The following is a 26,380-nucleotide window of genomic DNA, read 5'->3' on the forward strand; positions in this document are numbered from 1 at the left end:
AGCTTAAGTTTTAAATTTGTTTATTAATTAGCTGAAAAATTGCTTCATCATGATAGTGGTTATGATACAAAATCCAGTCTTTTTTTATTCCGATTTTCTTAAAACCAAATTTAGTAAAAAGTGCAATACTCGCTACATTTTGTACGCCAATATTTGCATACAATTGATGGAGATTTAAATTGGTAAAAGAATAGTTAATTAAAAGCTCTAAAGCCTCAGAACCAATATTTTTCCCTTGATTTTCTTCTTTCTGAATTACAATGCCAATCCCTGCCCTATTATTTCTAGGGTCAAATTCAAACAAATCAATCAACCCAATCGCAGGAAAATCTTCATCTTGACAAATAGCCAAACGAAGCTGTTTTGCCTCATAAATATCTTGATGTGCATTTTCTAAATATTGTTTAATCAAAAAACGGCTGTAAGGAGTTTGCGTATTGCTAACTTCCCAGATATTCTCATCATTTTCTATAGAATAGATGAACTCTAAATCTTGAGGTTCAAGTGCACGCAAATAAATCGATTCGCCTTTTAATGTTATCATTTACAATTTTAGATTTTTGATTGCAGATTTTAGATTTCGTTTGGATTTTGGATTTTGGGATTTAAAAACTTGGGATTTAATTACTAAATCTCAATTGTTCCCTTAAATACAAATTTTGCAGGTCCTGTCAAGAAAACATTAGTGTAACCGTCATTATCTTTATCAAAAGAAACAACTAATTTTCCGCCTTCAACATTTAAGTTTATTGAAGTCTTATCGGTTTCACCAATTGCATTCATAGCAATTGCAACGGCTGTAGCACCAGTTCCGCAAGCAAGAGTTTCGTCTTCAACACCTCTTTCGTAAGTTCTTAAAGAAAAAGTATCGTTATCCACTTTTTTCACAAAATTGATGTTGCTTCCTTTTTCTCCATACAATTCTCCGTAACGAATTGCGGCTCCGTTTTCTTTTACATTATAATGTTCCAAATCGTCTACAATTTGAACATGGTGAGGCGAACCTGTATTTAGGAAAGTATAAGAATCTTTTTTCTGGATTTCGTTTACATCAATCATTTGCAACGAAACAATCGAATCGGCATTTACAGAAGCATGGTGTAATCCGTCAGTTGCTATAAAAGTCGTTTTATCATCAATAACTCCCAATTGATTGGCAAAAGCAACTAGACAGCGACCGCCATTTCCGCACATCGAACTTTGATTTCCGTCAGAGTTGTAATACACCATTCTAAAATCGGTTTCAGAATCATTTTCTAGAAGAATTAATCCGTCAGCTCCAATTCCGAAACGTCTGTCACACAGACGCTCAATAAGTTTCACATTCTCTTTTGGAAAGAAATTAGAACGGTTATCAATCATTACAAAATCGTTTCCGGTACCTTGATATTTATAAAATTCTATTTGCATTTTTTAGTTGTTAGAAATACAAAAGTACGAACTATTAATTAATGAAATGTTAATCATTGTTAAAGAGCGTTAAACCATTTTTACAAATAATTTTTTGAAGTATTTTTACGTTAAATAAAACATGAAACATAAATTCTAATAACTTAATTACAAATTCTAATATGAAAAGATTTTCAGCCTTATTTTTAGTGTCATTGTTAAGTGGTGCTATTACTCTTGGTGCTTACAAGTTATTATTTGAAAGCAACAATTCTTTTTTTGGAAAAGGAAATTCTGTTGTAACTCTTGCCCCTAACTCTTACGGAAAAAATGTTGGTTTAGGAGCTGAAATACTAGATTTTACCGAAGCCGCAGACAAAACAATTCATACCGTTGTTCACGTAAAAAATGTTTCGAGAAGAACTGTCAGTAACCCAATGCTGGAGTTTTTCTACGGATATGGCGGACAACAACAGCAAGAACAAGTAGGAACTGGTTCTGGAGTAATTATTTCTGAAGACGGATATATCGTGACTAACAATCACGTAATCAAGGATGCTACAGATATCGAAATTACTTTAAACAACAAAAAATCATACAAAGCGAAGTTAATTGGTACTGATTCTAAAATGGACATCGCCCTTTTAAAAATCAATGCCGACGAGAAACTTCCTTACACTGCCTTTGCAAACTCTGACAATGTGAAAGTTGGCGAATGGGTATTGGCGGTTGGAAATCCTTACAATTTGACTTCGACCGTAACTGCGGGAATTGTTTCGGCGAAAGCCAGAAATTTAGACCAAAGCGGAATCCAATCTTTTATTCAAACTGATGCTGCTGTAAACCCAGGTAATAGTGGCGGAGCGTTAGTAAATGCAAGAGGTGAATTAATTGGAATCAACACCATGATTTCTTCTATGACCGGTTCTTATGTTGGATATTCTTTTGCAGTTCCTTCTAATATTGCTCGAAAAATTATTGAGGACATTATGGAATACGGAAATGTTCAAAGAGGTATTCTTGGTGTTGAAGGTGGCGAACTGAACAGCACAGCATCTAAAGAATTAGGAATTACAGAAACACAAGGATTTTATATTAATAGAGTTTCTAAAAATTCTGGTGCAGAAAAAGCCGGTTTGACTAAAGGAGATATTATTGTAAAACTTGATGAACAAAATATCGCGACTTATGCAGATTTATCAGGATACATTAATACAAAACGTCCAAATGATGTTGTGAAAGTAACTTACATTAAAGATGGAAAAACTAAAACAGTTCCGGTTACTTTGAGTAAAAACGAATTTTACAGTGCTGAAGTTAAAGGAATTGAATTAGAAAATATCGATGCTGCTGACAAGAAAAAATTCAGAATTGATTATGGTGTTAAAATTAAAAACATCACAAACGAGAATTTAATGCAATATCAAAACGAATTGCTAGGAAATATTATACTTAGTATTGATAATGTAAAAGCAACAAACGTTGAAACAGTTTCGAAACTTTTAAGTAAAAAAGACGAAGGACAAAGCGTTCGAATTGAAATGATCAACAGAAATGGAGAGATTTTCAGAATTATAATTTAAGACGTAGTTTTTGGTCACAGTTTTCAGTTAGCAAAAACTGAGAAATGTGACTGCGGCTGAGAACTTCAAGAGAAGCCATCTTAATAAATTTAAGGTGGCTTTTTATTTTCAAAAATAAATGCTAAAATAGTTTACGAAATCGATTGAAATAGATACTTTTGCGCAAAATTTTAAAATAGTGAGCATTTTATTTTTTCAATTATGAGTAACAAATCATTGTACCAAAAAGAGGTAACATTACAAGTCGACCGCAGAAAAGCAGGTGTCGAATTAATCAAAGTCATAAGTGATTTATGGTATGACAAATCAATCGAAATGGTTTTATTCAAAAATCAGTTATTGGATAAAAACGTAAGCGACATTATCAATCTTCATCAATATGCTGGCGAATTTGTTGGTAAGCCAATCACCATTTTTGATTCTGTCGAAATCGCAAAAGTGGTTTTGTCTTTGGATCTTCCACCAGCAAAAATAGATCTTGGAAAATTAACTTACGAGTATCGATTAGAAGATGAAAAATATCCTGATGCAAGATATTTTGTTATTGAAAAATTGAAAAAAGCAAAATCTTCAAAAGAGATTCAACCTAAAGATGTTGTTTTATATGGTTTCGGAAGAATTGGCCGTTTATTGGCACGAGAGCTGATGTCTAAAACGGGTAAAGGAAACCAATTACGTTTGAGAGCAATTGTAACCCGTGATAAAAACGATGCCTCAATTTTAGAGAAACGAGCTTCTCTACTACGATACGATTCAATTCACGGAGATTTTCAAGGATCAGTAATAGCCGATTCAAAAAATAATGCCCTAATAATTAACGGAACGACAGTTCACATTATTACTGCAAATTCACCGGAAGAAATAGATTATACAGAATACGGAATCAATGATGCTTTGGTAATTGACAATACTGGAGCTTTTACAACTGAAGAAGCATTAAAAAGACATTTAACCTCAAACGGAGCTAATAAAGTTTTATTGACTGCTCCCGGAAAAGGTGTTCCGAATATTGTGCATGGTGTAAATCATAACGATTTTAATCCTGATGAAGTAAATATTTTCTCTGCAGCTTCTTGTACAACAAATGCTATTACTCCGATTTTAAAAGTCGTTGAAGAAACTCTTGGTGTTGTAAAAGGACATTTAGAAACCATTCACGCTTATACCAACGACCAGAATCTGGTTGATAATATGCACAAAAAATACCGTCGTGGAAGAGCTGCTGCCTTAAATATGGTTATTACAGAAACTGGAGCAGGAAGTGCAGTGGCGAAAGCTTTACCATCATTAGAAGGAAAATTAACTTCAAATGCTATTCGAGTTCCTGTTCCAAACGGATCTCTTGTAGTTTTAAATTTAGAAGTTAAGAAAGCAACTTCAATCGCTGCAATCAATAAGATTATGAAGAAATATGCTCTTGAAGGAGAGTTAGTAGAACAAATAAAATACTCTTTGAATAACGAATTAGTTTCTTCTGATATTGTGGGAACATCTGCACCATCTATTTATGACAGCAATGCTACAATTGTTTCAAAAGACGGAAAAAATATAGTACTATACATTTGGTATGATAACGAATACGGATACAGTCATCAAGTTATTCGTTTAGCAAAATATATTGCCAAAGTAAGACGTTATACTTATTATTAATTCAACTAAACTAACTTTTTTGCTAAAACCATCGGGATTTCCTGATGGTTTTTTTTATTTAAATTGGAAGAACAGTCGTACTCTTCACTTCTGAAATAACAAAAACAGTATTTATTAAAGAGACCTCAGGCAAAACCGATAATTTTTTCTGATGGAAATGATGGTAGCTTTCCATGTCTGGAATTATAATCTTCAACATATAATCAAAGTTCCCTGAAACATAGTTGCACTCCACAACTTCAGGCAGATTTAAAATCGATTGATTAAACCCTTCTGATGTATCATAAGTTTGTTTGACCAATGTTACCTGACAATAAACCGTCAAATTATTCCCAAGTTTTTTCTTGTCCAAGAGCGTTACATATTTCTCTATAATGCCGTCTTTCTCAAGACGTTTTACACGGTCATGAACGGGCGTTAAAGATAAATTTATTTTGTTTGCGATGTCTTTTAAAGTGTAGTGTGCATCTTCTTGCAAAAGACGTAGTATTTTTTTGTCAATTTCATCTAAAGCCATAACGAAAACGTTTTATTAAAATTGGTCTGATTTAGTCTTTTTTTCTTTTTGAAGAATAAATTTCATCTCAGAACAGAATATTTTTCTGTAAAAGTAAAAAATAAAATAATATTTTCTTATTTATCATGCGCTAAACCATAATTTATTCTCTATCTGTAGATTTGTAAAACAATTTGAATAAAAACATAAAAATATAACAAAATGATAATAGGTGTTCCTAAAGAAATAAAAAATAACGAAAACAGAGTTGCCTTAACTCCTGCTGGCGTTTCTGAAATGAAAAAACATGGACATACAGTTTATGTTCAAGCTACAGCTGGTTTAGGAAGTGGTTTTGCTGATGCCGAATATGCTGAAGCTGGTGCAGTTGTTTTAGCAACAATTGAAGAAGTTTATGCTATTGCAGAAATGATCATCAAAGTAAAAGAGCCAATTGCTTCTGAGTATCCATTGATCAAAAAAGACCAATTATTATTTACTTATTTCCACTTTGCTTCTTCTGAAGAATTAACACATGCAATGTTGGAAAAAGGAGCGGTTTGTTTAGCTTACGAAACGGTAGAAAAAACAGACAGAAGTTTACCATTATTAGTTCCAATGTCTGAAGTTGCAGGTCGTATGGCTATCCAACAAGGAGCAAAATACCTTGAAAAACCATTAAAAGGAAGAGGAATTCTTTTAGGAGGTGTTCCAGGTGTACCGCCAGCAAAAGTATTAGTTTTAGGTGGAGGAATTGTAGGAACTCAAGCTGCTAAAATGGCTGCTGGATTAGGCGCTCAAGTAACTATCATGGACTTAAGCTTGCCACGTTTGCGTCAATTAGACGATATCATGCCTGCTAACGTAAACACAGAAATGTCTAACCACTACAATATCACAAGAGCTATTAAAGATGCTGACTTAATTGTTGGAGCTGTTTTAATTCCAGGAGCAAAAGCACCTCACTTAATCACTCGTGATATGCTTAAATTAATGCGTCCGGGAACTGTTGTTGTTGACGTAGCTGTGGACCAAGGTGGATGTATCGAGACTTGTACTCCTACAACTCACGAAAATCCAACTTTCATCATCGATGATATCGTTCACTATTGTGTAGCTAATATGCCTGGAGCTGTTCCTTACACTTCTACTTTAGCTTTAACTAACGCAACTTTACCATATGCTGTACAATTAGCAAACAAAGGATGGGAAAAAGCTTGTGCTGAAAATGAAGAATTGAAAAAAGGATTAAATGTAGCTAATGGAAAAATCCTTTACAAAGGAGTTGCAGAAGCTTGGAATCTTCCTTTTAACGAAGAAATAGTATTAGCAAACGCATAGTGCTGATACTTGTATAAGTGCTTACTAAATCACTATTACAAAAGGCTTTTCTTAACTGAAAAGCCTTTTTTTTTACGCCATAAAAAAACCTGTCACGAAGACAGGTTTTTCAAAATAATCTTTTACATTATTTCTTGTTATCAAGAACTTCACTCATCACTTTAGCTTCAGTTCCGTTTGGAAAAGTAACTTTAATTTTCTGAGCTATAGTTGGAGCAATCTCTGTAATTGCTTTTTTATCATGAGATTCTCCTTTTTTGATGTGCCATCCATAAAAAATTGCGGGAACATGTGTATCATAACTATAAATTGTTCCGTGAGATGTTCCTGTTGGAGTATATTCAATCATACCAGGTTTATCAACAATAACTAAATCTCCATTTTGCGTTACATCGTAACCTTTAGCAACAAAATTAAGAGCATAATCATTACCCGCATTCGCTAAAATTTCCTCTTCTGTGTAAACTTTTTTAACTTGTGGCTGCGCAATTAAAAAGTCTTTAAAAGCCTGTTTTACCTTAACAAGATCAAGCTTTTTATCTTTTATAATCTGTTTATTAAAGAAAATATTAAAGTTTGAATAGTTCTGAATCAAATCAACTCCAAAAGTCTTAGTTGAAAAATCCTGTAAGCTTTTCTTAACCTCTTTAGAAGGATAATTATCAACATTATATTTACGATCTTTCAAATAAATTACATTTTCTGCTCCAGCATGATCTGCCGTTAAGAAAAGTAAATAATTGCCTTTCCCAACTGTTTTATCAAGATAAGCCAAGAAATCAGCAATTGTTTGATCCAATCTCAAATAAGTATCCTGAAGCTCCATAGAACGAGGCCCAAGTAAATGACCAACATAATCTGTAGAAGAAAAACTAACAGTCAAGAAATCTGTAACATTATCCTTTCCTAATTCTTCTTTCTCAATAGCTCTTTTAGCAAACTCAGCTAACAAATCATTTCCAAAAGGTGTTGCACGGATAACACCTGCATCATTCTTCTCATACATTGATTTCAAGTCATATGGAAAAACGGGAGCAGCACTTCCATACAACTTCCCTTCATAAGGATTATTATCAGGAAGACTTTCATTGTAAACCGAAGCTGGCTTATATAAATCCCAACCTTTATTAATATATTTTAAGTAGTTTTTCTCATTGTTAAACTCTGTAACCCAATCAGGTAATTTATCACCGTAAAAAGTACTAGAAATAAAAGAACCCGTTTTGCTGTACCAAAATGCCCAATTCGCAAAATGACCTGCTGGCAATATAGCACCACGGTCTTTTAAACTCATTCCGATAACTTTACCATTAAAATTAGTAGCCATTCTCACTTCATCTGTAATCGTAGTACTTTGAAGATTTTTAGGTGACATTGCACCCTCTTCTGCTGTACCGTCACCTACGGTCTTAACACTAGCGTCATCTGTACAATACGTTTCTTTTCCAAGAGTTCTACTGAACCACTCATTACCAACAATTCCGTGAGTAGCAGGGGTTGTACCTGTATAAATTGAAGCATGTCCTGGAGCTGTATAAGTTGGCATGTAGTTATAATGCATATTCTGGAAAGTAAATCCATCATTCATTAATCTCTTAAAGCCGTTTGGAGAAAAATCATCTGAAAAACGATATAAATACTCCATTTTCATTTGATCGACAACTATGCCCACAACTAACTTTGGACGTTGTTGAGCACTTAAACCTGTAACAGCAAGAAGTGCTAACAATAAAATACTTTTCTTCATGTTTAAAATAAAATAATTGAAACACAAAAATACTCATTCAAATCCAAAAAGTCTAAAGTATCAATATTTAACCACAAACAATTGACTATAATTTAACACTTTTACAGATAATGGCGTTTCCCTCCGGGCCGTGCTGTCCGCTGTATCTTTTGCGGAAGTTTTTTTGGGGAAAAGAGGAAGCCTTGGGTTCCCGCAAAAGAATGCCGCTCCCATCACTAACGCGGATCCGGGCCTGCCGGAGCCAAGGTTTCCATCCGGAAAACAGAAAAGCCCATCCGATTTCCTTTTTTTTCAAATCCGGATTGGAAGTTTCCAAAACCGGCATAAAACAGAAAACCCCGTCCGATTCGGACAGGGTTTTTCAAAAGAAAGGCGACGACATACTCTCCCACATAACTGCAGTACCATCTGCGCAGGCGGGCTTAACTTCTCTGTTCGGGATGGGAAGAGGTGAGCCCCGCCGCAATAACCACCTTAAGAAGTTATAATTGCTTTGGGCAATCTTTTTAATTGTTAATTATAAATTATTAATTATCAATCAAACAATATTTTAACATACTGGGATAAAGAAACATAAAAGCTTTTTTTTAGAAAGTTCTCTCCTCCCGATTGCTCGGGAGGAAAAGGGTGTGCATAAGCTTACGGATTATTAGTACTACTCGACTATGACATTACTGCCTTTACATCTGTAGCCTATCAACGTGGTCATCTTCCACGATCCTTAAAAGAAATCTCATCTTGTGGTGGGTTTCGCGCTTATATGCTTTCAGCGCTTATCCCTTCCAAACGTAGCTACTCTGCGGTGCCCCTGGCGGGACAACAGATACACTAGAGGTTTGTCCAATTCGGTCCTCTCGTACTAGAATCAGATCCACTCAAATTTCTAACGCCCGCAGTAGATAGAGACCGAACTGTCTCACGACGTTCTGAACCCAGCTCGCGTGCCACTTTAATGGGCGAACAGCCCAACCCTTGGGACCTTCTCCAGCCCCAGGATGTGACGAGCCGACATCGAGGTGCCAAACCCCCCCGTCGATATGAGCTCTTGGGGGAGATCAGCCTGTTATCCCCGGCGTACCTTTTATCCTTTGAGCGATGGCCCTTCCATGCGGAACCACCGGATCACTATGCTCTACTTTCGTACCTGATCGACCTGTATGTCTCTCAGTCAAGCTCCCTTATGCCATTGCACTCTACGCACGGTTACCAAGCGTGCTGAGGGAACCTTTAGAAGCCTCCGTTACTCTTTTGGAGGCGACCACCCCAGTCAAACTACCCACCAAGCACTGTCCCCCACATCGCGGGGTTAGGCCTCAGATAAACAAAGGGTTGTATTTCAACAATGACTCCAAAGCGCCTGGCGACGCCCCTTCACAGTCTCCAACCTATCCTACACATCATTTATCCAAGGTCAATACTAAGCTATAGTAAAGGTGCACAGGGTCTTTTCGTCCCACTGCGGGTAAACGGCATCTTCACCGTTACTACAATTTCACCGAGCTCATGGCTGAGACAGTGTCCAGATCGTTACACCATTCGTGCAGGTCGGAACTTACCCGACAAGGAATTTCGCTACCTTAGGACCGTTATAGTTACGGCCGCCGTTTACTGGGGCTTCAATTCAATGCTTCTCCGAAGATAACATCTCCTCTTAACCTTCCAGCACCGGGCAGGTGTCAGGCCCTATACTTCATCTTGCGATTTTGCAGAGCCCTGTGTTTTTGATAAACAGTCGCCTGGACCTCTTCACTGCGGCCCCGATTGCTCGGGGCGACCTTTCTCCCGAAGTTACAGGTCTATTTTGCCTAATTCCTTAGCCATGAATCTCTCGAGCACCTTAGGATTCTCTCCTCAACTACCTGTGTCGGTTTACGGTACTGGTTCTTACTGCCTGAAGTTTAGAGGTTTTTCTTGGAAGCCCTTAGGCGCACTATCTCTTTGTCCGAAGACTCCGAGTACTATCGTATTTCCCCAAAAGATGTGGATTTGCCTGCATCTCTTATAGGTAGGTACTTCAACGAACTATTCCGTCAGTTCGCGGCGCTTTCATCACTCCGTCACCCCATCACAGCAATAAGAAGTACGGGAATATTAACCCGTTGGCCATCGACTGTCCCTTTCGGGTTCGCCTTAGGTCCAGACTAACCCACAGCTGATTAGCATAGCTGTGGAAACCTTAGTTTTTCGGTGTGCGGGTTTCTCGCCCGCATTATCGTTACTTATGCCTACATTTTCTTTTCTGACCGGTCCAGCATACCTTACGATACACCTTCTGCCCTGTCAGAATGCTCCCCTACCACTTTGCATCACTGCAAAATCCATAGCTTCGGTAATATGCTTATGCCCGATTATTATCCATGCTCGTCCGCTCGACTAGTGAGCTGTTACGCACTCTTTAAATGAATGGCTGCTTCCAAGCCAACATCCTAGCTGTCTGGGCAGACAAACCTCGTTCTTTCAACTTAGCATATATTTGGGGACCTTAGCTGATGGTCTGGGTTCTTTCCCTCTCGGACTTGGACCTTAGCACCCAAGCCCTCACTGCTGGGAAACATTATATAGCATTCGGAGTTTGTCAGGAATTGGTAGGCGGTGAAGCCCCCGCATCCAATCAGTAGCTCTACCTCTATATAACTATCCTCAGCGCTGCACCTAAATGCATTTCGGGGAGTACGAGCTATTTCCGAGTTTGATTGGCCTTTCACCCCTACCCACAGGTCATCCGAAGACTTTTCAACGTCAACCGGTTCGGTCCTCCACTGTGTGTTACCACAGCTTCAACCTGCCCATGGGTAGATCACACGGTTTCGCGTCTAACACTACTGACTAAAGCGCCCTATTCAGACTCGCTTTCGCTGCGGATCCATGGCTTAACCACTTATCCTTGCCAGCAGCGTTAACTCGTAGGCTCATTATGCAAAAGGCACGCCGTCACCCCACGAAAGGGCTCCGACCGCTTGTAAGCGCATGGTTTCAGGATCTATTTCACTCCGTTATTCACGGTTCTTTTCACCTTTCCCTCACGGTACTGGTTCACTATCGGTCTCTCAGGAGTATTTAGCCTTAGCGGATGGTCCCGCCGAATTCAGACAGGGTTTCACGTGCCCCGCCCTACTCAGGATACCGCTATCCATTACGCTCGTTGCCCATACGGGGCTGTCACCCTCTATGGCGCTCCTTTCCAGAAGCTTCCGGTTCCTTGCGCATGAAATATCGCGGTCCTACAACCCCAGCAAGGCCGTAACAATGCTGGTTTGGGCTAATCCGCGTTCGCTCGCCACTACTTACGGAATCACTTTTGTTTTCTTCTCCTCCGCCTACTTAGATGTTTCAGTTCAGCGGGTTTGCCCACCTATCGGTGTGCTATATCTTCAATATAGCGGGTTGCCCCATTCGGATACCTGCGGATCGATCGGTGTGTGCCCGTCCCCGCAGCTTTTCGCAGCTTATCACGTCCTTCATCGCCTCTGAGAGCCTAGGCATTCCCCATGCGCCCTTATTTTGCTTATTGCACCAAATCATAATTTAATATGATCCGTTTTGTTTTGTTTTCCTTATGCTTTCGCTTAAGAAAAACGCTTTCTACTTTCTTATTATTTTCTTATCCCAATATGTCAATGAACTTTAAAGCTTACGCTTCCGTGGAGAATAACGGAGTCGAACCGTTGACCTCCTGCGTGCAAGGCAGGCGCTCTAGCCAGCTGAGCTAATCCCCCATTTTTTTTAAAATTCCAAATTTTTAAATTCCAAATTCCAAAAAATAAGGATTATAACCTCTAGAATTTCCTGAATCAGGTTTTTAGTAGTCCCGGGCAGACTCGAACTGCCGACCCCTACATTATCAGTGTAGTACTCTAACCAGCTGAGCTACGAGACTCTGTCTTCTTGATTCCTTATCATTTTTTTTTAAATTAACAGCAAGAGCAATACAATTTCGGGATTCCGAACCTCTGTCGGCATCTTATTTCCCAAGCGTGCCCAACGGCTAACACTCGGGCTCTAGAAAGGAGGTGTTCCAGCCGCACCTTCCGGTACGGCTACCTTGTTACGACTTAGCCCTAGTTACCAGTTTTACCCTAGGCAGCTCCTTGCGGTCACCGACTTCAGGCACCCCCAGCTTCCATGGCTTGACGGGCGGTGTGTACAAGGCCCGGGAACGTATTCACCGGATCATGGCTGATATCCGATTACTAGCGATTCCAGCTTCACGGAGTCGAGTTGCAGACTCCGATCCGAACTGTGACCGGCTTTATAGATTCGCTCCCCCTCGCGGGGTGGCTGCTCTCTGTACCGGCCATTGTAGCACGTGTGTAGCCCAAGGCGTAAGGGCCGTGATGATTTGACGTCATCCCCACCTTCCTCACAGTTTGCACTGGCAGTCTTGTTAGAGTTCCCGACACTACTCGCTGGCAACTAACAACAGGGGTTGCGCTCGTTATAGGACTTAACCTGACACCTCACGGCACGAGCTGACGACAACCATGCAGCACCTTGTAAACTGTCTTGCGAAAGATCTGTTTCCAAATCGGTCAGTCTGCATTTAAGCCTTGGTAAGGTTCCTCGCGTATCATCGAATTAAACCACATGCTCCACCGCTTGTGCGGGCCCCCGTCAATTCCTTTGAGTTTCAAACTTGCGTTCGTACTCCCCAGGTGGGATACTTATCACTTTCGCTTAGCCACTGAACTTGCGCCCAACAGCTAGTATCCATCGTTTACGGCGTGGACTACCAGGGTATCTAATCCTGTTCGCTACCCACGCTTTCGTCCATCAGCGTCAATCCACCGGTAGCAACCTGCCTTCGCAATTGGTATTCCATGTAATCTCTAAGCATTTCACCGCTACACTACATATTCTAGTTGCTTCCCAGTAATTCAAGTCCTGCAGTATCAATGGCCGTTCCACCGTTGAGCGATGGGCTTTCACCACTGACTTACAAGACCGCCTACGGACCCTTTAAACCCAATGATTCCGGATAACGCTTGGATCCTCCGTATTACCGCGGCTGCTGGCACGGAGTTAGCCGATCCTTATTCTTACGGTACCGTCAAGCTCCCTCACGAGGGAGTGTTTCTTCCCGTACAAAAGCAGTTTACAATCCATAGGACCGTCATCCTGCACGCGGCATGGCTGGTTCAGGCTTGCGCCCATTGACCAATATTCCTCACTGCTGCCTCCCGTAGGAGTCTGGTCCGTGTCTCAGTACCAGTGTGGGGGATCTCCCTCTCAGGACCCCTACCCATCGTCGCCTTGGTAAGCCGTTACCTTACCAACTAGCTAATGGGACGCATGCTCATCTTTCACCGTTGTGACTTTAATTGGAAAAGGATGCCCTTATCCAATGCTATGAGGCATTAATCCAAATTTCTCTGGGCTATTCCTCTGTGAAAGGCAGATTGCATACGCGTTACGCACCCGTGCGCCGGTCTCAGGTTCCGAAGAACCCTACCCCTCGACTTGCATGTGTTAAGCCTGCCGCTAGCGTTCATCCTGAGCCAGGATCAAACTCTTCATCGTATATTTTAATATTATATATTCGACGCTTTCTATCGGTTCTTTTTCGAATCTCTCGATTCTACTGCTCTTATTTCTTTTGTCCCGCTGTTAAGCGGGACGGCTGTCAATTCAATATGTCTACGAACGTGTCTTTTATTCCTTCATCGCTTGTTTCTCAAAGCGGGTGCAAAACTAAAAATTCTTTTTGTTTCCTGCAAGCAAAACCCGAAAAATTTTGAAACTTTTTTTTTCGCTTCCTTTCTCCGTTTTCCTTCCAATCTTCCAATGAACTTTCCGTGTTTTGCGGGGTGCAAATGTAAAAAGCTTTTTCAATTCCCGCAAGCTTTTCCGAATCTTTTTTTGAAAATTTCTTTCCTTTCGATTCTTGCCTGCTATCGGAATTTCTAAGAGCGTTTTTCGCTGTTGCGGGTGCAAAAGTAGAACCTTTTTCCGCTTTTCCAAGCTTTTTATCACGCTTTTTTTTGCTTTTTTTTGATCTTTTTCTTAACTAACTGGTAACAGCTTCTTTACAGATCAATTATTTTTTATTGCTTGTAAGGTTTTTCTTCCTTTGACTGTGTTTTTCTTATTTTACCCATCGTTTAGATTCTCTTTTCTGAGGATTTTTTATTCTTTACAACCGTTTTCCGCTCTTTTATTATGGTTCTGAGAACATCTTTATCCAAAAGCTTTCTTCTGAAATCTGGATTTCTAGCCCCGATAGAAGCGGAAATCCTTTTTGGGGCGGGGTTCGCCCCAAAAAGATTGAAGCGGATAGCGGGAAATTGCTCCTAATTATTAAAATTCAAATCTTAAAATTCCAAATGCCCAAAAGGCTTCTCCCGATTCCGAAACTTCGGGACGTTCAGCCGAACAAGCTGTACTTACATATAATATGTATAAAAAAAACAAACCCGACAGGTTTTATAAACCTGTCCGACTGGAAATGAGAATTACTCTTATATATAATAGAGCAAAAAGCTATACTATATATAATAGAGTAAACTTCTACATATATATTGTATGTATTTTTGTAATCATGTATATTTGCATTCAAAAAATTATAAACAATGATCAAGATTACTTTACCCGATGGGTCAATTAGAGAGTTCGCTTCGGGCGTAACTCCAATGGAGGTCGCTAAAAACATTAGCGAAGGTTTTGCTAGAAACGTGATTTCAGCATCTTTTAATGGTACAACTATTGAAACCGAAACTCCATTGACGACCGACGGTAATCTTATACTATATACATGGAATGATGCAGAAGGTAAAAAAGCCTTTTGGCATTCGACTTCTCACGTAATGGCACAAGCTCTTGAGGAATTGTATCCAGGAATTAAATTAACTCTTGGGCCTGCAATTGCAAATGGTTTCTATTATGATGTAGATTTTGAAGATCAAAAAATTTCTGAAGCTGATTTCAAAAAGATTGAAGATCGTATTCTTGAAATTGCAAGAGGAAAATTTGATTTCAAAATGCGTCCTGTAACTAAAGCGGAAGCTTTGGAAATGTATAAAGACAATGTTTACAAAACAGAATTGATCTCGAACCTTGAAGACGGAACTATCACTTTCTGCGACCATGCTACTTTTACTGATTTATGCCGTGGTGGACATATCCCAAACACTGGAATTATCAAAGCCGTAAAAATCATGAGTGTTGCCGGTGCTTACTGGAGAGGTGACGAGAAAAACAAACAGTTGACTCGTGTTTATGGAACTTCATTCCCTAAACAAAAAGATTTAACCGAATATCTTGAATTACTAGAAGAAGCGAAGCGTCGTGATCACCGTAAATTAGGAAAAGAACTTGAATTGTTCGCTTTCTCTCAAAAGGTTGGCCAAGGGTTACCTTTATGGTTACCTAAAGGAGCAGCTTTAAGAGATCGTTTAGAGCAATTCTTAAAAAGAGCACAAAAGAAGGCTGGTTACGAGCAAGTTGTTAGTCCACATATTGGTCAAAAGGAACTTTATGTAACTTCTGGTCACTATGCCAAATATGGTGCTGATAGCTTCCAACCAATTCATACGCCCGCTGAAGGTGAAGAGTTTTTATTGAAACCAATGAACTGTCCTCACCACTGCGAGATTTATAATGTAAGACCTTGGTCATACAAAGATTTACCTAAGCGTTATGCTGAATTCGGTACCGTTTACAGATATGAGCAATCTGGAGAATTACATGGTTTAACTCGTGTTAGAGGTTTTACTCAGGATGATGCGCATATTTTTTGTACCCCAGAGCAATTGGATGAAGAGTTCAAAAAAGTAATTGACCTTGTATTGTATGTATTTGGTTCTTTAGGCTTTGAAAACTTTACTGCTCAAATCTCATTGAGAGATCAAGAGGATAGAGAAAAATATATTGGTACTGATGAAAACTGGGAAAAGGCAGAAAATGCAATTATCAACGCAGCAAAAGACAAAGGCCTTAATACTGTTGTAGAATATGGCGAAGCTGCATTTTATGGTCCGAAACTGGATTTCATGGTAAAGGATGCTTTAGGAAGACAATGGCAGTTAGGAACAATTCAGGTAGATTACAATTTACCTGAGCGTTTTGATTTGACATACAAAGGAGCTGATAATGAATTACATCGCCCTGTTATGATTCACAGAGCTCCTTTTGGATCTATGGAACGATTTATAGCAATTTTACTAGAACACACAGCAGGAAATTTCCCACTTTGGCTTATGCCTGAACAGGCTATTATCTTGTCTTTGAGCGAGAAATACGAAAATTATGCTAAAAAAGTTTTAGATTTGCTAGAAAATCACGAAATTCGCGCCCTAATTGACAACCGAAATGAAACTATCGGTAAGAAAATTAGAGATGCAGAAATGCAAAAGATTCCATTTATGCTTATCGTTGGGGAGGAAGAAGAGAAAAACGGTACTATTTCTATTCGTCGTCACGGTCAGGAAGGAAAAGGAAACATCACAGTTTCTATCGAAGAATTTGCTTCGATTGTAGACGAAGAAATAAAAAAGACATTAAAAGTATTTACAGTTTAACTTAAATTAGAAAGTCATAGCAATAAAAAGTAACAGAGGTTTTCAACCTCGAGTAGAGAAAAAAGATGCGCACAGAATAAACAATCTTATTCGTGTTCCTGAAGTACGTCTTGTAGGTGAAAACATTGAACCTGGGGTTTTTAAAATCGCTGACGCGTTACGTTTAGCTGATCAATTTGAATTGGATTTAGTTGAAATTTCGCCAAATGCTGAACCGCCGGTTTGCAAAATCATGGATTACAAGAAATTTGTTTACGAGCAAAAGAAAAGAGACAAGGCTTTAAAAGCTAAATCTTCTCAAGTGGTTGTAAAGGAGATTCGATTTGGTCCTCAGACAGACGAGCATGATTATGAATTTAAAAGAAAGAACGCTGAAAAATTCTTGAAAGAAGGAGCTAAATTAAAAGCTTTCGTTTTCTTTAAAGGACGTTCTATCATTTATAAAGATCAAGGTCAGATTCTATTATTACGTCTTGCTCAAGATTTAGAGGAACATGGTAAAGTTGAAGCTATGCCTGTTTTAGAAGGAAAGAGAATGATTATGTTCATTGCTCCTAAGAAGAAAAAATAGTCTCAGTTTACAGTTTCAATATTCAGTTTGAACCTGAAACTGTAAAACCTGAAACAAAAAACATAAGTAAGTAAGAATAAATTAAAACACTAGGAAAAATGCCTAAAATGAAAACAAAATCTAGCGCTAAGAAACGTTTTAAAGTTACTGGCTCTGGAAAAATTAAAAGAAAGCATGCTTTTAAAAGTCACATCTTGACTAAAAAATCTAAAAAACGTAAATTAGCTTTGACACACTCAGCGCTAGTTCACCAAACAGATATGAGAAGCATTAAACAACAATTAAGAATTATCTAATTAGTCAAAAGTTAGAAAGTCATAAAGTTTAAAAGTCAATTCCTGACTTTAGACATTTGACTTTAAGACATCAGACTAGAGATTTCTTTAGGTTAAAAAATTATTTATATAACCTTGGAGTATGGCTTTAAGTTCCTTTGATTCAATTCAGGACGCCTGCTACAAAAAAACATTAAAATTATGCCAAGATCGGTAAATTCAGTTGCTAAAAGAGCAAGAAGAAAAAAAATAATGAAGCAAGCCAAAGGTTTCTTTGGAAGACGTAAAAACGTTTGGACAGTTGCTAAGAATGCAGTAGAGAAAGCGATGAGCTACGCTTACCGCGATAGAAAACAAAACAAAAGAAATTTCCGTTCATTATGGATTCAACGTATCAACGCTGGAGCTAGATTAGAAGGAATGTCTTATTCTCAATTCATGGGGAAAGTTAAAGCTAACGGAATCGAATTGAACAGAAAAGTTCTTGCAGATTTAGCTATGAACCACCCAGAAGCTTTCAAAGCTATTCTTAATAAAGTAAAATAAAACGTTTTATAAACTCAATTTAAGATTACTTACTTATTATAAAAAAACCATTCGTTTATTCGAATGGTTTTTTGTTTTTATTATCTTTCGATCCCTACAGCATAAAGAAATGAAGAAACTCTTTGCAATTTTATTTATAATACATATCGTTTTTATGAAAGCTCAAGAGAGAAAATTGGACAAATATTCTATCAAGACCATAATCGGGCGAATTGATAAACGTGATGTAAACTGTCTCTCCGAAATCAAACGAGCAAAAATTGATTTTAAAAAACAAGAAGTCCTCTACGAACTAATCCCCGAAGGATATCTTGACAGCGATTATAATAGGCATTATTCTCATTTAATAGGTTTGCTAAAAGAAAAAGGAATTAACTTTTCAGAATCTCGTGATTTAGATCCATCTTGGATTTTAGATGATGAAACTAAATATCCATTACTATCAAATTGTTATTGCAAAGCATCTAATGAACTACTGAAGGAAAAATACGGGCAAAACTTCATTAAAAACATTACCAAAACTGCAGACAGTTTGTATGTAATGAGCAGAATAGAAATTCCTTTTGAATATCCATTTGGAGTGGATGATTATTGTTTGGTCTATCCAAAAGCCGGAGACTTTGTAGAGCAAAAGATTGAAATTCAAAAAGACTTTTTCTCTTCTTTTATATTCCCAAAAAATTTCATTCAAAGCAGTGAAAGAAGAGATTTTTATGCTAAAACTACATTTACAATCAACAGAAACAATACAATATCTAAAATTTCTGTAAAGATTAAATTTAAAAATTCAAAGAATGAAGAGTTTAATAACTTCTTAATTAATCAAATTAGTGAATTTGTTAAACATGCAAATTGGCAAGCTGCAGTTAGTGATGGTATAAAAGTAAATTGTAACTTTAATATAACCTTCTACAATTAAAAATTTTCACTAAAAAAAGTAGAGGATTTTAAAATCTAATAACAAGCAAAATATGAAGGACACTATTATAAATCATATTCAAAAGTTTATCGATCTTGAACCTTCGGAAATTGATATTCTAGAATCATGCTTTTTTTCTTCGCAAATTAAAAGGAAAGATCATGTTTTACAGGAAGGTCAAATTTGCAATACCATGTATTTTATTGTAAAAGGCTGCATGCGACAATATATTATTAATCCGAAAGGAACAGAACAAACCTTGCAATTTGGAGTTGAAAATTGGTGGATCACTGATTATTTAAGTTATCACAACCATACTCCTTCTCATTTTTACATTCAAGCTGTTGAAACAACTGAAGTTATTGCTCTTGAAAAATCTGTTCTAGAATCTGTTTTAATTCAAATTCCTAAACTGGAAAAGTACTTTAGAATTGTGGCTCAAAAAGCTTTTGGCGCTGCACAAATGCGCATTAAATTTCTATTTACAATGTCTGCGGAAGAAAGGTACCACCATTTCCACAACCAACAGCCAGACTTTGTACAGCGTGTTCCACAATACATGCTTGCCTCCTATTTAGATTTTTCTGCAGAATTTATGAGCAAAATTAGAGCTGGAAAAGTCTAATCTGAATTTCTTGAAGTAGTTCAAGTTTTTAGGAGTATACATTACTGACCTTTGTAATGAACTTTTAAACGCATAAAAAATGAAATCAAGAATTGTTATCCCGAATGTTGCTCCAGAAGCTTATAATGCTTTACTAAATTTAGAAAAATATATTTCTTCAACTGCATTAACGCCTGTTCATAAAGAACTAATCAAAATTCGCGCTTCTCAAATTAATGGTTGTGCTTACTGCATTAATATGCATACAGCAGACGCAAGGAAATATGGAATATCTGAACAAAGAATTTATTTAATAAGCGCTTGGCGTGAAGCTGATGTTTACAGCGAAGAAGAAAAAGCAATCTTAGCTTTAACAGAACAAGTAACTTTAATTAACAACCACGTTTCTGACGAAGTTTACGAAAATGCCGCAAAATTCTTTGATGAAAAATACCTTGCTGAAATCATTTTAGCGATTATCACAATTAACTCTTGGAATAGACTTGCAATTACAACTGGATTACGAGCTGTATAATTTTATAAGGATAAAAATTACAACCTTTTTAAACTTTAACACCTCCTCACTTTGAGGGGGTGTTTGTATGTTGTTGTAAATGAATAGTCAAATAATAAAAAACATCCTTTTAATGTAAAAACAGGTATTTATACTCTTTCACAGGAACAGAGTTTTTTTATTTTTGGCGCATGATACCAAAAAGAATACAATTTTTACTATATACACTTCTAATTTTCACTGTCTTTTTTGCCTGCAAAAACAAAAAAAAGGATACGGCAAAAATTACAAGTAACAAGATTAAAATAGAAAAGCTAATACATGAAGCTGATTCATTTTACAAGAATAAACAGTTAGATAGCGCCTTTTACTTTTACAACAAAGCGAGAACGAAATGCGATCCAAACGAGGATGCCAAAAACTATGTTTATTGCATGTATTATATGTCCGAAATTCAACAGGACCACGAAGATTTTATTGGAAGTATTACTAGTGCAACAGAAGCAATCCCCTATTTAAATAAAATAAAAGACCCCAATTATGTATGGAATATTTATAGTGTTTTAGGGAGAAACTATTACTACACTTATGACTACCCAACTGCTATTTCCTATTATTCTAAAGCATTTATTTTAAATACAGACAGAATAAACAAACTTGAAGCAAAAAATAATATAGCCGCAATTTATATTAAACAACACGAATACAATAAGGCACTTCAATTATTTTTGTCCATAAGCAACGAAAGAGTTGTACAGCAAAACCCAATATATTATTCAAAAACACTGGATTATATTGGCATTTGTTATCTCAAACTCAAGAATCCAAAAGCTTTGGATTTTTTTAAAAAGAGCATACAAATAAAATCTAAAGTAAAATATATTGATGGTTTAGGCAAAACGTATTATAATCTTGTTGAATATTATGATAACAATAAGCCTTTATCGATGATGTATGCCAAATTGAGTTATGAAAACTACACATTGTCTGGCAATACCGATGATCGTTTGCTTGCTTTGAAATTCATCATAGAGAACACTAGTTCAGCTACAGAGTCTAAAGAAAAATCTCTTCTTTATATAAAAGTGGTTGATAGCATCTATGAAGTAAGGCAAAAAGCAAAAAATCAATTTGCGAAAATGAAATATGATTCTAAAACAGAAAAAGAGGAAAATTTAAAGCTTAAGGCCCAAAAAATTAAAAATGAACTTCAATTAGAAAAACAGAAAAGTAAAAATATTATTTCGTACATCATAATTATAATAGCATTAGGATTAATTGTATTGGTTTATTTTTATTTAACTGCACGCACAAATCGCCAAAAAATTGAGGCTACCTATAGAAGTGAAACCCGAATTTCAAAAAAATTACATGACGAGCTAGCCAATGATGTCTACCATACGCTTGTATTTGCCGAAAACAGAAATCTATCTATCGGAGAAAACAGAAGCCATTTACTTAAAAAGTTAGACGATATTTATTCCAGAACAAGAGATGTATCTAAGGAAAACAATTCGGTTTTTAGCAATCAAAATTTCGCAATTTCGTTAAAAGAGATGATTTCTGGATTTAATACCTCTAGTCTAAACCTATTGATTAATGGTCTAAATGAGGTTTCATGGTATCAACTTGATAAAACTAAAAAAACATCAGTTTACAGAGCCATCCAAGAATTACTTGTAAACATGAAAAAACATAGTGACGCTACTTTAGTCGCAATAACTTTTAAAGAGATAAACAATAGCATTGTAATCAATTATACAGATAACGGAAAAGGAATTGATTCCAATAAAATGGTTTTAAAAAATGGCTTGCATAATATTGAGAATCAAATTCACGCCATCAAAGGTGAAGTTGAAATTCATTCAGAATCTGGAAAAGGTTTTAAAGTTCTAATTAAATTTCCTGTATCATGATTCAGAACTTAATTCCTTTTTTTCGAAAAAGAATTCTTTTTTTATTGCCCATTATTTGTTTCATTGTGGTAACCATTTTTTCAGTACAGTATTCTGAAGCAGAAAAACAGCAAAAAAAACGCATTAAAGATAATCGCTCTGCTGAGATAAAAAAAATATTGGACAAAGGAATCATTATGTGGGATTCTGAAAAAAATGACAGTGCCTATTTTTATTTTAATAAAGCTCAATCATTATGCGAGCCAAAAGAGGATTATGCCGATTATTATGTAGAATCGCTAAATTATATTACAGAAATCTTACAGAGACATGGCGATTATTATGAAGTAGAAACTACACTTGTAAAAGCTTTACCATACTTAGATAAAACAACAAGTGCAAAGTATGCCATTAATACTTATACATTTATGGCCTATAATTATCATTATATTTATGACAATGAAAAAGCATTATTTTATCACAAAAAAGCTTTAAAAAAGGCCGTCTCTACATTTAGAAAATCACGTATAATATCTGAAATTGCTTTTGTTTACACAGAACAAGGAAAATATCAAGAGGCGATAGATCTCCTAGGGCCTATAGCATGGCTGAATATCGAAGACAAGATTACTCCTTCAAATACAGCTTATCAGCGTACAGCTAAATTATATAATTTGGGACTTTCTTATCTCTATCTCGGAAATCATAAGCAAGAAACTTTTGACTGTTTTAATGAAAGTCTAAAAGTAGCTCTTACTTTAAATGACGACTACGAATTAATTACCAACTATTATGCTTTTTATAAATATTATCAAAAATACAATAATCCTGAGCTGAAAAAACTTAATATTGAAAAGGCTTATTATTATGCTAAAAAAACAAAATCAAAACCTAACGAGATTACAATGCTAGGTCATCTAATTGAGGCCGATAATGCAGCAAATTCAAAAAAGCATTTTAAAGTTTACAGCAGAATGCTTGACAGTCTTATAGTAAGCCGCAAAAAATCAAAAAATCAATTTGCAAACTTAATATACGATTCCAAAAAAGACAAAGCGGAAAACTTAGAGCTTAAAAATCAAAAAGCGCAAAAAGAATTACAATTACAGAGACAAAAAAACAGAAGCTATATCTCTTATGTTATAATTTCTATTAGCATTTTAAGCTTAGTTTTTATATTTTTTTACGTCACTACGAAAGGAAAAAAAGAAAGTAACAATGAAGTTTTTAAGAATGAAATGCGCATTTCTGAAAAATTACATTTTGAACTTGAAAAAGACATTGACAAAATTTTACAGTTTACCGAAAACTTTGAACTCGAAAAAGAAAACAACAAAGAAGAATTTCTATCTCATTTAAATAATATCTATTTAAAAACCAGAAATATCTCTCGAGCAAATAGTGAAATAGTTACCGATGAAAATTTTGAAAAGGCGCTTAAAGAAATGATTTCTGGATATTCTAATCAAAAACTGAACATAATAATAAATGGCCTCAATACTTATTCGTGGTGCAAAATTGATCGAGTTAAAAAAATCACTGTTTTTCGTGTTCTTCAAGAAATTTTCGAAAATATGAAAACATCAAACAATTCTTCACTAGCAAGCATAACATTCAAAAGAGATGACAAAAACATCTTAATAACATACGCTGATAATAGTAATACAGAAACCGAAGTCGACGACAGTTTTATTAAAAGATTTGCTAACATTGACAATCGACTAAAATCGGTAAAAGGGAGTTACGATGTTTCATTAAATCCAAATCAAGGATTTAAATTTTTTATAAAACTGCCACTGTAAACCTATCTAATTCTAAAATCTTCAAATGAATATTTCTTCTTTTGTCAAAATTTTGTTTCTGCTATCTGTTTCACTTTTTCTAATCACTTCTTGTGAAAAGAAAAAGAAAACTGTAGCACAAAATATTGATAACTCAGCTGAAATAAAAAGGCTGATAGATAAGGGATCTTATTATTTTGACCTTTTTAAAAATGATAGTGCCATTTATTGTTTCGATAAATCTATCTCACTATGCAAGCCTATAGAAAAATATGTAGATCACTATGTATACGCATTAACGCTTAAAGCAAATATTTTACAGAATAATGGCGACTATTATGGCAGTGAAGAAGAGATTACAAAAACGTTGCCTTATTTAAAAAAGACCTCAAAACCTAAATTTACCTATAACGTTTATACAATTACCGCTTACAATTATTCCGCTAATTATGATTATAAAAATGCTCTTTTATATCATCAAAAAGCACTCGAGCTTGCTAAAACGCCTTTCAAAAAGTCAGTTATAAAAGCAGATATAGCAATTTTATATTTGAACCAAAAAAAATATAATGAGGCAATACAGCTATTAGAAACACTGCTTCAAAAAAAAGTAAAACACGAAAAAGATACTACACGAACTATAAATCATTATTCTCTTTTACTTAATAATTTGGGGTATTGCTATATGCAGACCAAAAACCCTAAAGCTCTAGGCTGTTTAGAAAAAAGTCTAGAACTGATACTTCCTTTTAATGACTATTTTGAGTTAGTAGGAACATATAATATACTTGCAGATTATCACATAAGAAATAAAAACTATAAACTCGCTAAATTTTACGCAGAAAAAGCTTATTACTGCGCCATAAAAGGAAAAGCTTCAAGTATGAAAGCTTATTGTTTAGCCATATTAGTAAGCTTGAACGAAGGCAAAGCTTCAAAAAAATATTCTCAACTATACATTAATCTTATTGACAGCATTACTACTGCACGAAAAATCCACAAAAATCAATCTTCTAATATAAAATATAATTTCAATCGGGATAAAGAAGAAAACTTAGAGCTCAAAACTCAAAAAGCAGGAGATGAGCTTGAAATACAGAGACAAAAAAATAGAAGCTATATCTCTTATATAGTAATTTCTATTAGCATTATAAGTTTAGTGTTTATATATTTTTATATCACCACAAGAGGAAAAAAAGAAAGCGACGAGGAAGTTTTTAAGAACGAAATACGCATTTCCGAGAAATTAAAGAATGAACTTGAAAAAGATATTCATGAAACGTTAGCATTTGCTGGAAACAAAAATCTCGAAAACCTTGAAAATAAAAGTGAATTTCTAAATAAACTCAATCGGATTTATTGCAAAACACGCAATATCTCTCGAGAAAATAGTGAAATCGTTACCAACGAAAACTTTGAACAACACCTTAGAGAAATGATTTCAGGTCATACCGACCAAAAGCTAAATATAATTGTAAATGGTTTAAATACTTTTTCTTGGATCAAAATCAATCGGGTAAAAAAGATCACAGTTTCTCGCGTGTTACAGGAAATTCTCGATCAAATGAAAATGTTGAATAATGCGTCTCTTGCGAGCATAACGTTTAAAAAAGAAGAAAAAAATATCCAAATAACGTATGTCGATAATGGTAATAAAATCAATCTAGAAAATATTATTTTACAAAAAAGACTACAAAATGTGGAAAACCGTATTAAAACAATAAAAGGAACTCTTAATTTTGACAAACAATCAGAAAGTAGTTTTAAAATAAATTTCAAATTTCCAATATAAGAGAATATATGTTTAAAAAAGTTTTAGTTGCCGAAGATTTAGACAGTATCAGCATCGCAGTTGTTCAAGTACTTGAAGAATTACAGGTTCCCGTAATTCATCATGTAAAATATTGCGACGAAGGCTTGCTTAAAGTTAAAAAGGCATTAGCTGATAATGAACCTTATGATTTACTAATTACAGATTTATCTTTTAAGTCTGATCATAGAAAAGTAGATTTAACTTGTGGAGATGAACTTATTGAGGCTATAAACAAAGTGCAACCAAAACTTAAAAAAATTGTTTTTTCTATAGAAGACAAAAGTTACCGTATTAAAACACTTTTTAATGATTTAGGTATTAACGCTTATGTTAGCAAAGGAAGAAATAGTATCCAAGAACTTAGAAATGCTATTGAAAGTACATTTAATAATGAAGAAAAAATACTTTCATCAGATTTGTCTTTTAATTTTAATGATAAAGCATTAATTGAAATCGAGTCCTATGATATTTCAATTTTACAGCTCTTATCTAAAGGATATATTTTAGAAAGCATTTCTAAAGAGTTTAAAGATTTATCTATTACTCCTAACGGAACAAGCAGTATCGAAAAAAGAATCAATAAGCTGAAAATCTATTTTAAAGCCAACAATAATGTGCATTTAATTGCAATTGCAAAAGATTTCGGTCTAGTGTAATTTTTATGGCGCTTTACGGATTTCCGTAAGGATTACACTTATTATACCGCTAAATTTGTGATAATCTATTAATTTACTATGATACCA

General features: G+C 35.7%; 18 protein-coding genes, 2 tRNA genes and 3 rRNA genes. 14 read left to right on the plus strand and 9 right to left on the minus strand.

The window, feature by feature from the left end; genetic code table 11:
• Nucleotides 1-10: 10 nt before the first annotated feature.
• Together ABTV69_RS00075 and dapF are read right to left on the minus strand one after the other, a co-directional pair.
• Nucleotides 11-544, minus strand: a complete 534-nt coding sequence (locus ABTV69_RS00075; protein ID WP_433833156.1) for a GNAT family N-acetyltransferase — start codon at nucleotides 542-544, stop codon at nucleotides 11-13.
• Between the two features lie 83 nt (nucleotides 545-627).
• Entirely contained in the window at nucleotides 628-1,410 is a 783-nt protein-coding gene (gene dapF, locus ABTV69_RS00080; RefSeq protein ID WP_433833158.1) for a diaminopimelate epimerase, read from the minus strand.
• A gap of 161 nt (nucleotides 1,411-1,571) precedes the next feature.
• On the opposite strand from dapF, the gene ABTV69_RS00085 reads away from it, so the two are divergent.
• Together ABTV69_RS00085 and ABTV69_RS00090 are read left to right on the plus strand one after the other, a co-directional pair.
• Nucleotides 1,572-2,972 (plus strand): trypsin-like peptidase domain-containing protein, encoded by a 1,401-nt coding sequence (locus ABTV69_RS00085; RefSeq protein WP_433833160.1) that lies wholly within the window; start codon nucleotides 1,572-1,574, stop codon nucleotides 2,970-2,972.
• A 201-nt stretch (nucleotides 2,973-3,173) separates the two neighbouring features.
• Nucleotides 3,174-4,622 (plus strand): glyceraldehyde-3-phosphate dehydrogenase, encoded by a 1,449-nt coding sequence (locus ABTV69_RS00090; RefSeq protein WP_433833162.1) that lies wholly within the window; start codon nucleotides 3,174-3,176, stop codon nucleotides 4,620-4,622.
• Nucleotides 4,623-4,680: 58 nt separating this feature from the next.
• Here ABTV69_RS00090 and ABTV69_RS00095 read toward each other — a convergent pair whose 3' ends face one another.
• Nucleotides 4,681-5,139, minus strand: coding sequence for an Lrp/AsnC family transcriptional regulator (locus ABTV69_RS00095; RefSeq protein ID WP_207294966.1), 459 nt, complete (start codon nucleotides 5,137-5,139; stop codon nucleotides 4,681-4,683).
• Between the two features lie 201 nt (nucleotides 5,140-5,340).
• Between ABTV69_RS00095 and ald the strand changes: the two genes are divergently transcribed.
• A complete protein-coding gene (gene ald, locus ABTV69_RS00100; protein WP_433833164.1) occupies nucleotides 5,341-6,459 on the plus strand; it encodes an alanine dehydrogenase in 1,119 nt (372 codons plus the stop codon).
• A gap of 127 nt (nucleotides 6,460-6,586) precedes the next feature.
• Here ald and pafA read toward each other — a convergent pair whose 3' ends face one another.
• The 6 genes from pafA to ABTV69_RS00130 form a co-directional block, all read right to left on the minus strand.
• Complete coding sequence (gene pafA / locus ABTV69_RS00105; protein ID WP_433833166.1) at nucleotides 6,587-8,206, minus strand: alkaline phosphatase PafA; 1,620 nt, start codon at nucleotides 8,204-8,206, stop codon at nucleotides 6,587-6,589.
• A 367-nt stretch (nucleotides 8,207-8,573) separates the two neighbouring features.
• A 5S ribosomal RNA gene (gene rrf / locus ABTV69_RS00110) occupies nucleotides 8,574-8,683 on the minus strand.
• 152 nt (nucleotides 8,684-8,835) lie between these two features.
• Nucleotides 8,836-11,718 (minus strand): 23S ribosomal RNA (locus ABTV69_RS00115).
• 130 nt (nucleotides 11,719-11,848) lie between these two features.
• A tRNA-Ala gene (locus tag ABTV69_RS00120) sits at nucleotides 11,849-11,922 on the minus strand.
• A gap of 87 nt (nucleotides 11,923-12,009) precedes the next feature.
• Nucleotides 12,010-12,083, minus strand: a tRNA-Ile gene (locus ABTV69_RS00125).
• A 126-nt stretch (nucleotides 12,084-12,209) separates the two neighbouring features.
• Nucleotides 12,210-13,723, minus strand: a 16S ribosomal RNA gene (locus tag ABTV69_RS00130).
• The 16S, 23S and 5S rRNA genes sit together here with 2 tRNA genes alongside, the layout of an rRNA operon.
• A gap of 1,049 nt (nucleotides 13,724-14,772) precedes the next feature.
• Between ABTV69_RS00130 and thrS the strand changes: the two genes are divergently transcribed.
• The 11 genes from thrS to ABTV69_RS00185 all read left to right on the plus strand — a co-directional run bounded on the left by thrS (nucleotide 14,773) and on the right by ABTV69_RS00185 (nucleotide 26,293).
• Nucleotides 14,773-16,719, plus strand: a complete 1,947-nt coding sequence (thrS, locus tag ABTV69_RS00135) for a threonine--tRNA ligase (protein WP_433833168.1) — start codon at nucleotides 14,773-14,775, stop codon at nucleotides 16,717-16,719.
• 16 nt (nucleotides 16,720-16,735) lie between these two features.
• Nucleotides 16,736-17,290 carry a translation initiation factor IF-3 gene (gene infC / locus ABTV69_RS00140; protein ID WP_095931668.1) on the plus strand — a complete coding sequence of 185 codons (555 nt, stop codon included), beginning with the start codon at nucleotides 16,736-16,738 and terminating at the stop codon, nucleotides 17,288-17,290.
• A gap of 98 nt (nucleotides 17,291-17,388) precedes the next feature.
• Nucleotides 17,389-17,586 (plus strand): 50S ribosomal protein L35, encoded by a 198-nt coding sequence (gene rpmI / locus ABTV69_RS00145; protein WP_008464950.1) that lies wholly within the window; start codon nucleotides 17,389-17,391, stop codon nucleotides 17,584-17,586.
• Nucleotides 17,587-17,766: 180 nt separating this feature from the next.
• The gene (rplT, locus tag ABTV69_RS00150; protein WP_008464948.1) at nucleotides 17,767-18,111 is read left to right on the plus strand and encodes a 50S ribosomal protein L20; all 345 of its coding nucleotides are present in this window, start codon (nucleotides 17,767-17,769) and stop codon (nucleotides 18,109-18,111) included.
• Between the two features lie 109 nt (nucleotides 18,112-18,220).
• Entirely contained in the window at nucleotides 18,221-19,030 is an 810-nt protein-coding gene (locus ABTV69_RS00155) for a hypothetical protein (protein WP_433833170.1), read from the plus strand.
• Nucleotides 19,031-19,082: 52 nt separating this feature from the next.
• Nucleotides 19,083-19,655 carry a Crp/Fnr family transcriptional regulator gene (locus tag ABTV69_RS00160; protein ID WP_433833172.1) on the plus strand — a complete coding sequence of 191 codons (573 nt, stop codon included), beginning with the start codon at nucleotides 19,083-19,085 and terminating at the stop codon, nucleotides 19,653-19,655.
• Nucleotides 19,656-19,734: 79 nt separating this feature from the next.
• The gene (locus ABTV69_RS00165; RefSeq protein ID WP_433833174.1) at nucleotides 19,735-20,169 is read left to right on the plus strand and encodes a carboxymuconolactone decarboxylase family protein; all 435 of its coding nucleotides are present in this window, start codon (nucleotides 19,735-19,737) and stop codon (nucleotides 20,167-20,169) included.
• Nucleotides 20,170-20,591: 422 nt separating this feature from the next.
• Nucleotides 20,592-22,064, plus strand: coding sequence for a tetratricopeptide repeat-containing sensor histidine kinase (locus ABTV69_RS00170; RefSeq protein WP_433833176.1), 1,473 nt, complete (start codon nucleotides 20,592-20,594; stop codon nucleotides 22,062-22,064).
• Nucleotides 22,061-23,845, plus strand: a complete 1,785-nt coding sequence (locus ABTV69_RS00175) for a hypothetical protein (RefSeq protein WP_433833178.1) — start codon at nucleotides 22,061-22,063, stop codon at nucleotides 23,843-23,845. Before ABTV69_RS00170 ends, ABTV69_RS00175 begins: the two co-directional genes overlap by 4 nt.
• Nucleotides 23,846-23,870: 25 nt before the next feature.
• The gene (locus tag ABTV69_RS00180) at nucleotides 23,871-25,616 is read left to right on the plus strand and encodes a hypothetical protein (protein WP_433833180.1); all 1,746 of its coding nucleotides are present in this window, start codon (nucleotides 23,871-23,873) and stop codon (nucleotides 25,614-25,616) included.
• A gap of 8 nt (nucleotides 25,617-25,624) precedes the next feature.
• On the plus strand, nucleotides 25,625-26,293 hold the full coding sequence (locus tag ABTV69_RS00185; RefSeq protein ID WP_433833182.1) for a response regulator: 669 nt from the start codon (nucleotides 25,625-25,627) through the stop codon (nucleotides 26,291-26,293).
• The last annotated feature ends 87 nt before the right edge of the window (nucleotides 26,294-26,380 follow it).

It is taken from the genome of Flavobacterium anhuiense (assembly GCF_050990855.1).
Lineage (GTDB): Bacteria > Bacteroidota > Bacteroidia > Flavobacteriales > Flavobacteriaceae > Flavobacterium > Flavobacterium anhuiense_C.

Excerpts from the sequence above, each read along its gene's own strand:
- ABTV69_RS00075 (WP_433833156.1), bottom strand. The coding sequence starts at position 544 with ATGATAACATTAAAAGGCGAATCGATTTATTTGCGTGCACTTGAACCT.
- dapF (WP_433833158.1), bottom strand. The coding sequence starts at position 1,410 with ATGCAAATAGAATTTTATAAATATCAAGGTACCGGAAACGATTTTGTA.
- ABTV69_RS00085 (WP_433833160.1), top strand. The coding sequence starts at position 1,572 with ATGAAAAGATTTTCAGCCTTATTTTTAGTGTCATTGTTAAGTGGTGCT.
- ABTV69_RS00090 (WP_433833162.1), top strand. The coding sequence starts at position 3,174 with ATGAGTAACAAATCATTGTACCAAAAAGAGGTAACATTACAAGTCGAC.
- ABTV69_RS00095 (WP_207294966.1), bottom strand. The coding sequence starts at position 5,139 with ATGGCTTTAGATGAAATTGACAAAAAAATACTACGTCTTTTGCAAGAA.
- ald (WP_433833164.1), top strand. The coding sequence starts at position 5,341 with ATGATAATAGGTGTTCCTAAAGAAATAAAAAATAACGAAAACAGAGTT.
- pafA (WP_433833166.1), bottom strand. The coding sequence starts at position 8,206 with ATGAAGAAAAGTATTTTATTGTTAGCACTTCTTGCTGTTACAGGTTTA.
- thrS (WP_433833168.1), top strand. The coding sequence starts at position 14,773 with ATGATCAAGATTACTTTACCCGATGGGTCAATTAGAGAGTTCGCTTCG.
- rpmI (WP_008464950.1), top strand. The coding sequence starts at position 17,389 with ATGCCTAAAATGAAAACAAAATCTAGCGCTAAGAAACGTTTTAAAGTT.
- rplT (WP_008464948.1), top strand. The coding sequence starts at position 17,767 with ATGCCAAGATCGGTAAATTCAGTTGCTAAAAGAGCAAGAAGAAAAAAA.
- ABTV69_RS00155 (WP_433833170.1), top strand. The coding sequence starts at position 18,221 with ATGAAGAAACTCTTTGCAATTTTATTTATAATACATATCGTTTTTATG.
- ABTV69_RS00160 (WP_433833172.1), top strand. The coding sequence starts at position 19,083 with ATGAAGGACACTATTATAAATCATATTCAAAAGTTTATCGATCTTGAA.
- ABTV69_RS00165 (WP_433833174.1), top strand. The coding sequence starts at position 19,735 with ATGAAATCAAGAATTGTTATCCCGAATGTTGCTCCAGAAGCTTATAAT.
- ABTV69_RS00170 (WP_433833176.1), top strand. The coding sequence starts at position 20,592 with ATGTCCGAAATTCAACAGGACCACGAAGATTTTATTGGAAGTATTACT.
- ABTV69_RS00175 (WP_433833178.1), top strand. The coding sequence starts at position 22,061 with ATGATTCAGAACTTAATTCCTTTTTTTCGAAAAAGAATTCTTTTTTTA.
- ABTV69_RS00180 (WP_433833180.1), top strand. The coding sequence starts at position 23,871 with ATGAATATTTCTTCTTTTGTCAAAATTTTGTTTCTGCTATCTGTTTCA.
- ABTV69_RS00185 (WP_433833182.1), top strand. The coding sequence starts at position 25,625 with ATGTTTAAAAAAGTTTTAGTTGCCGAAGATTTAGACAGTATCAGCATC.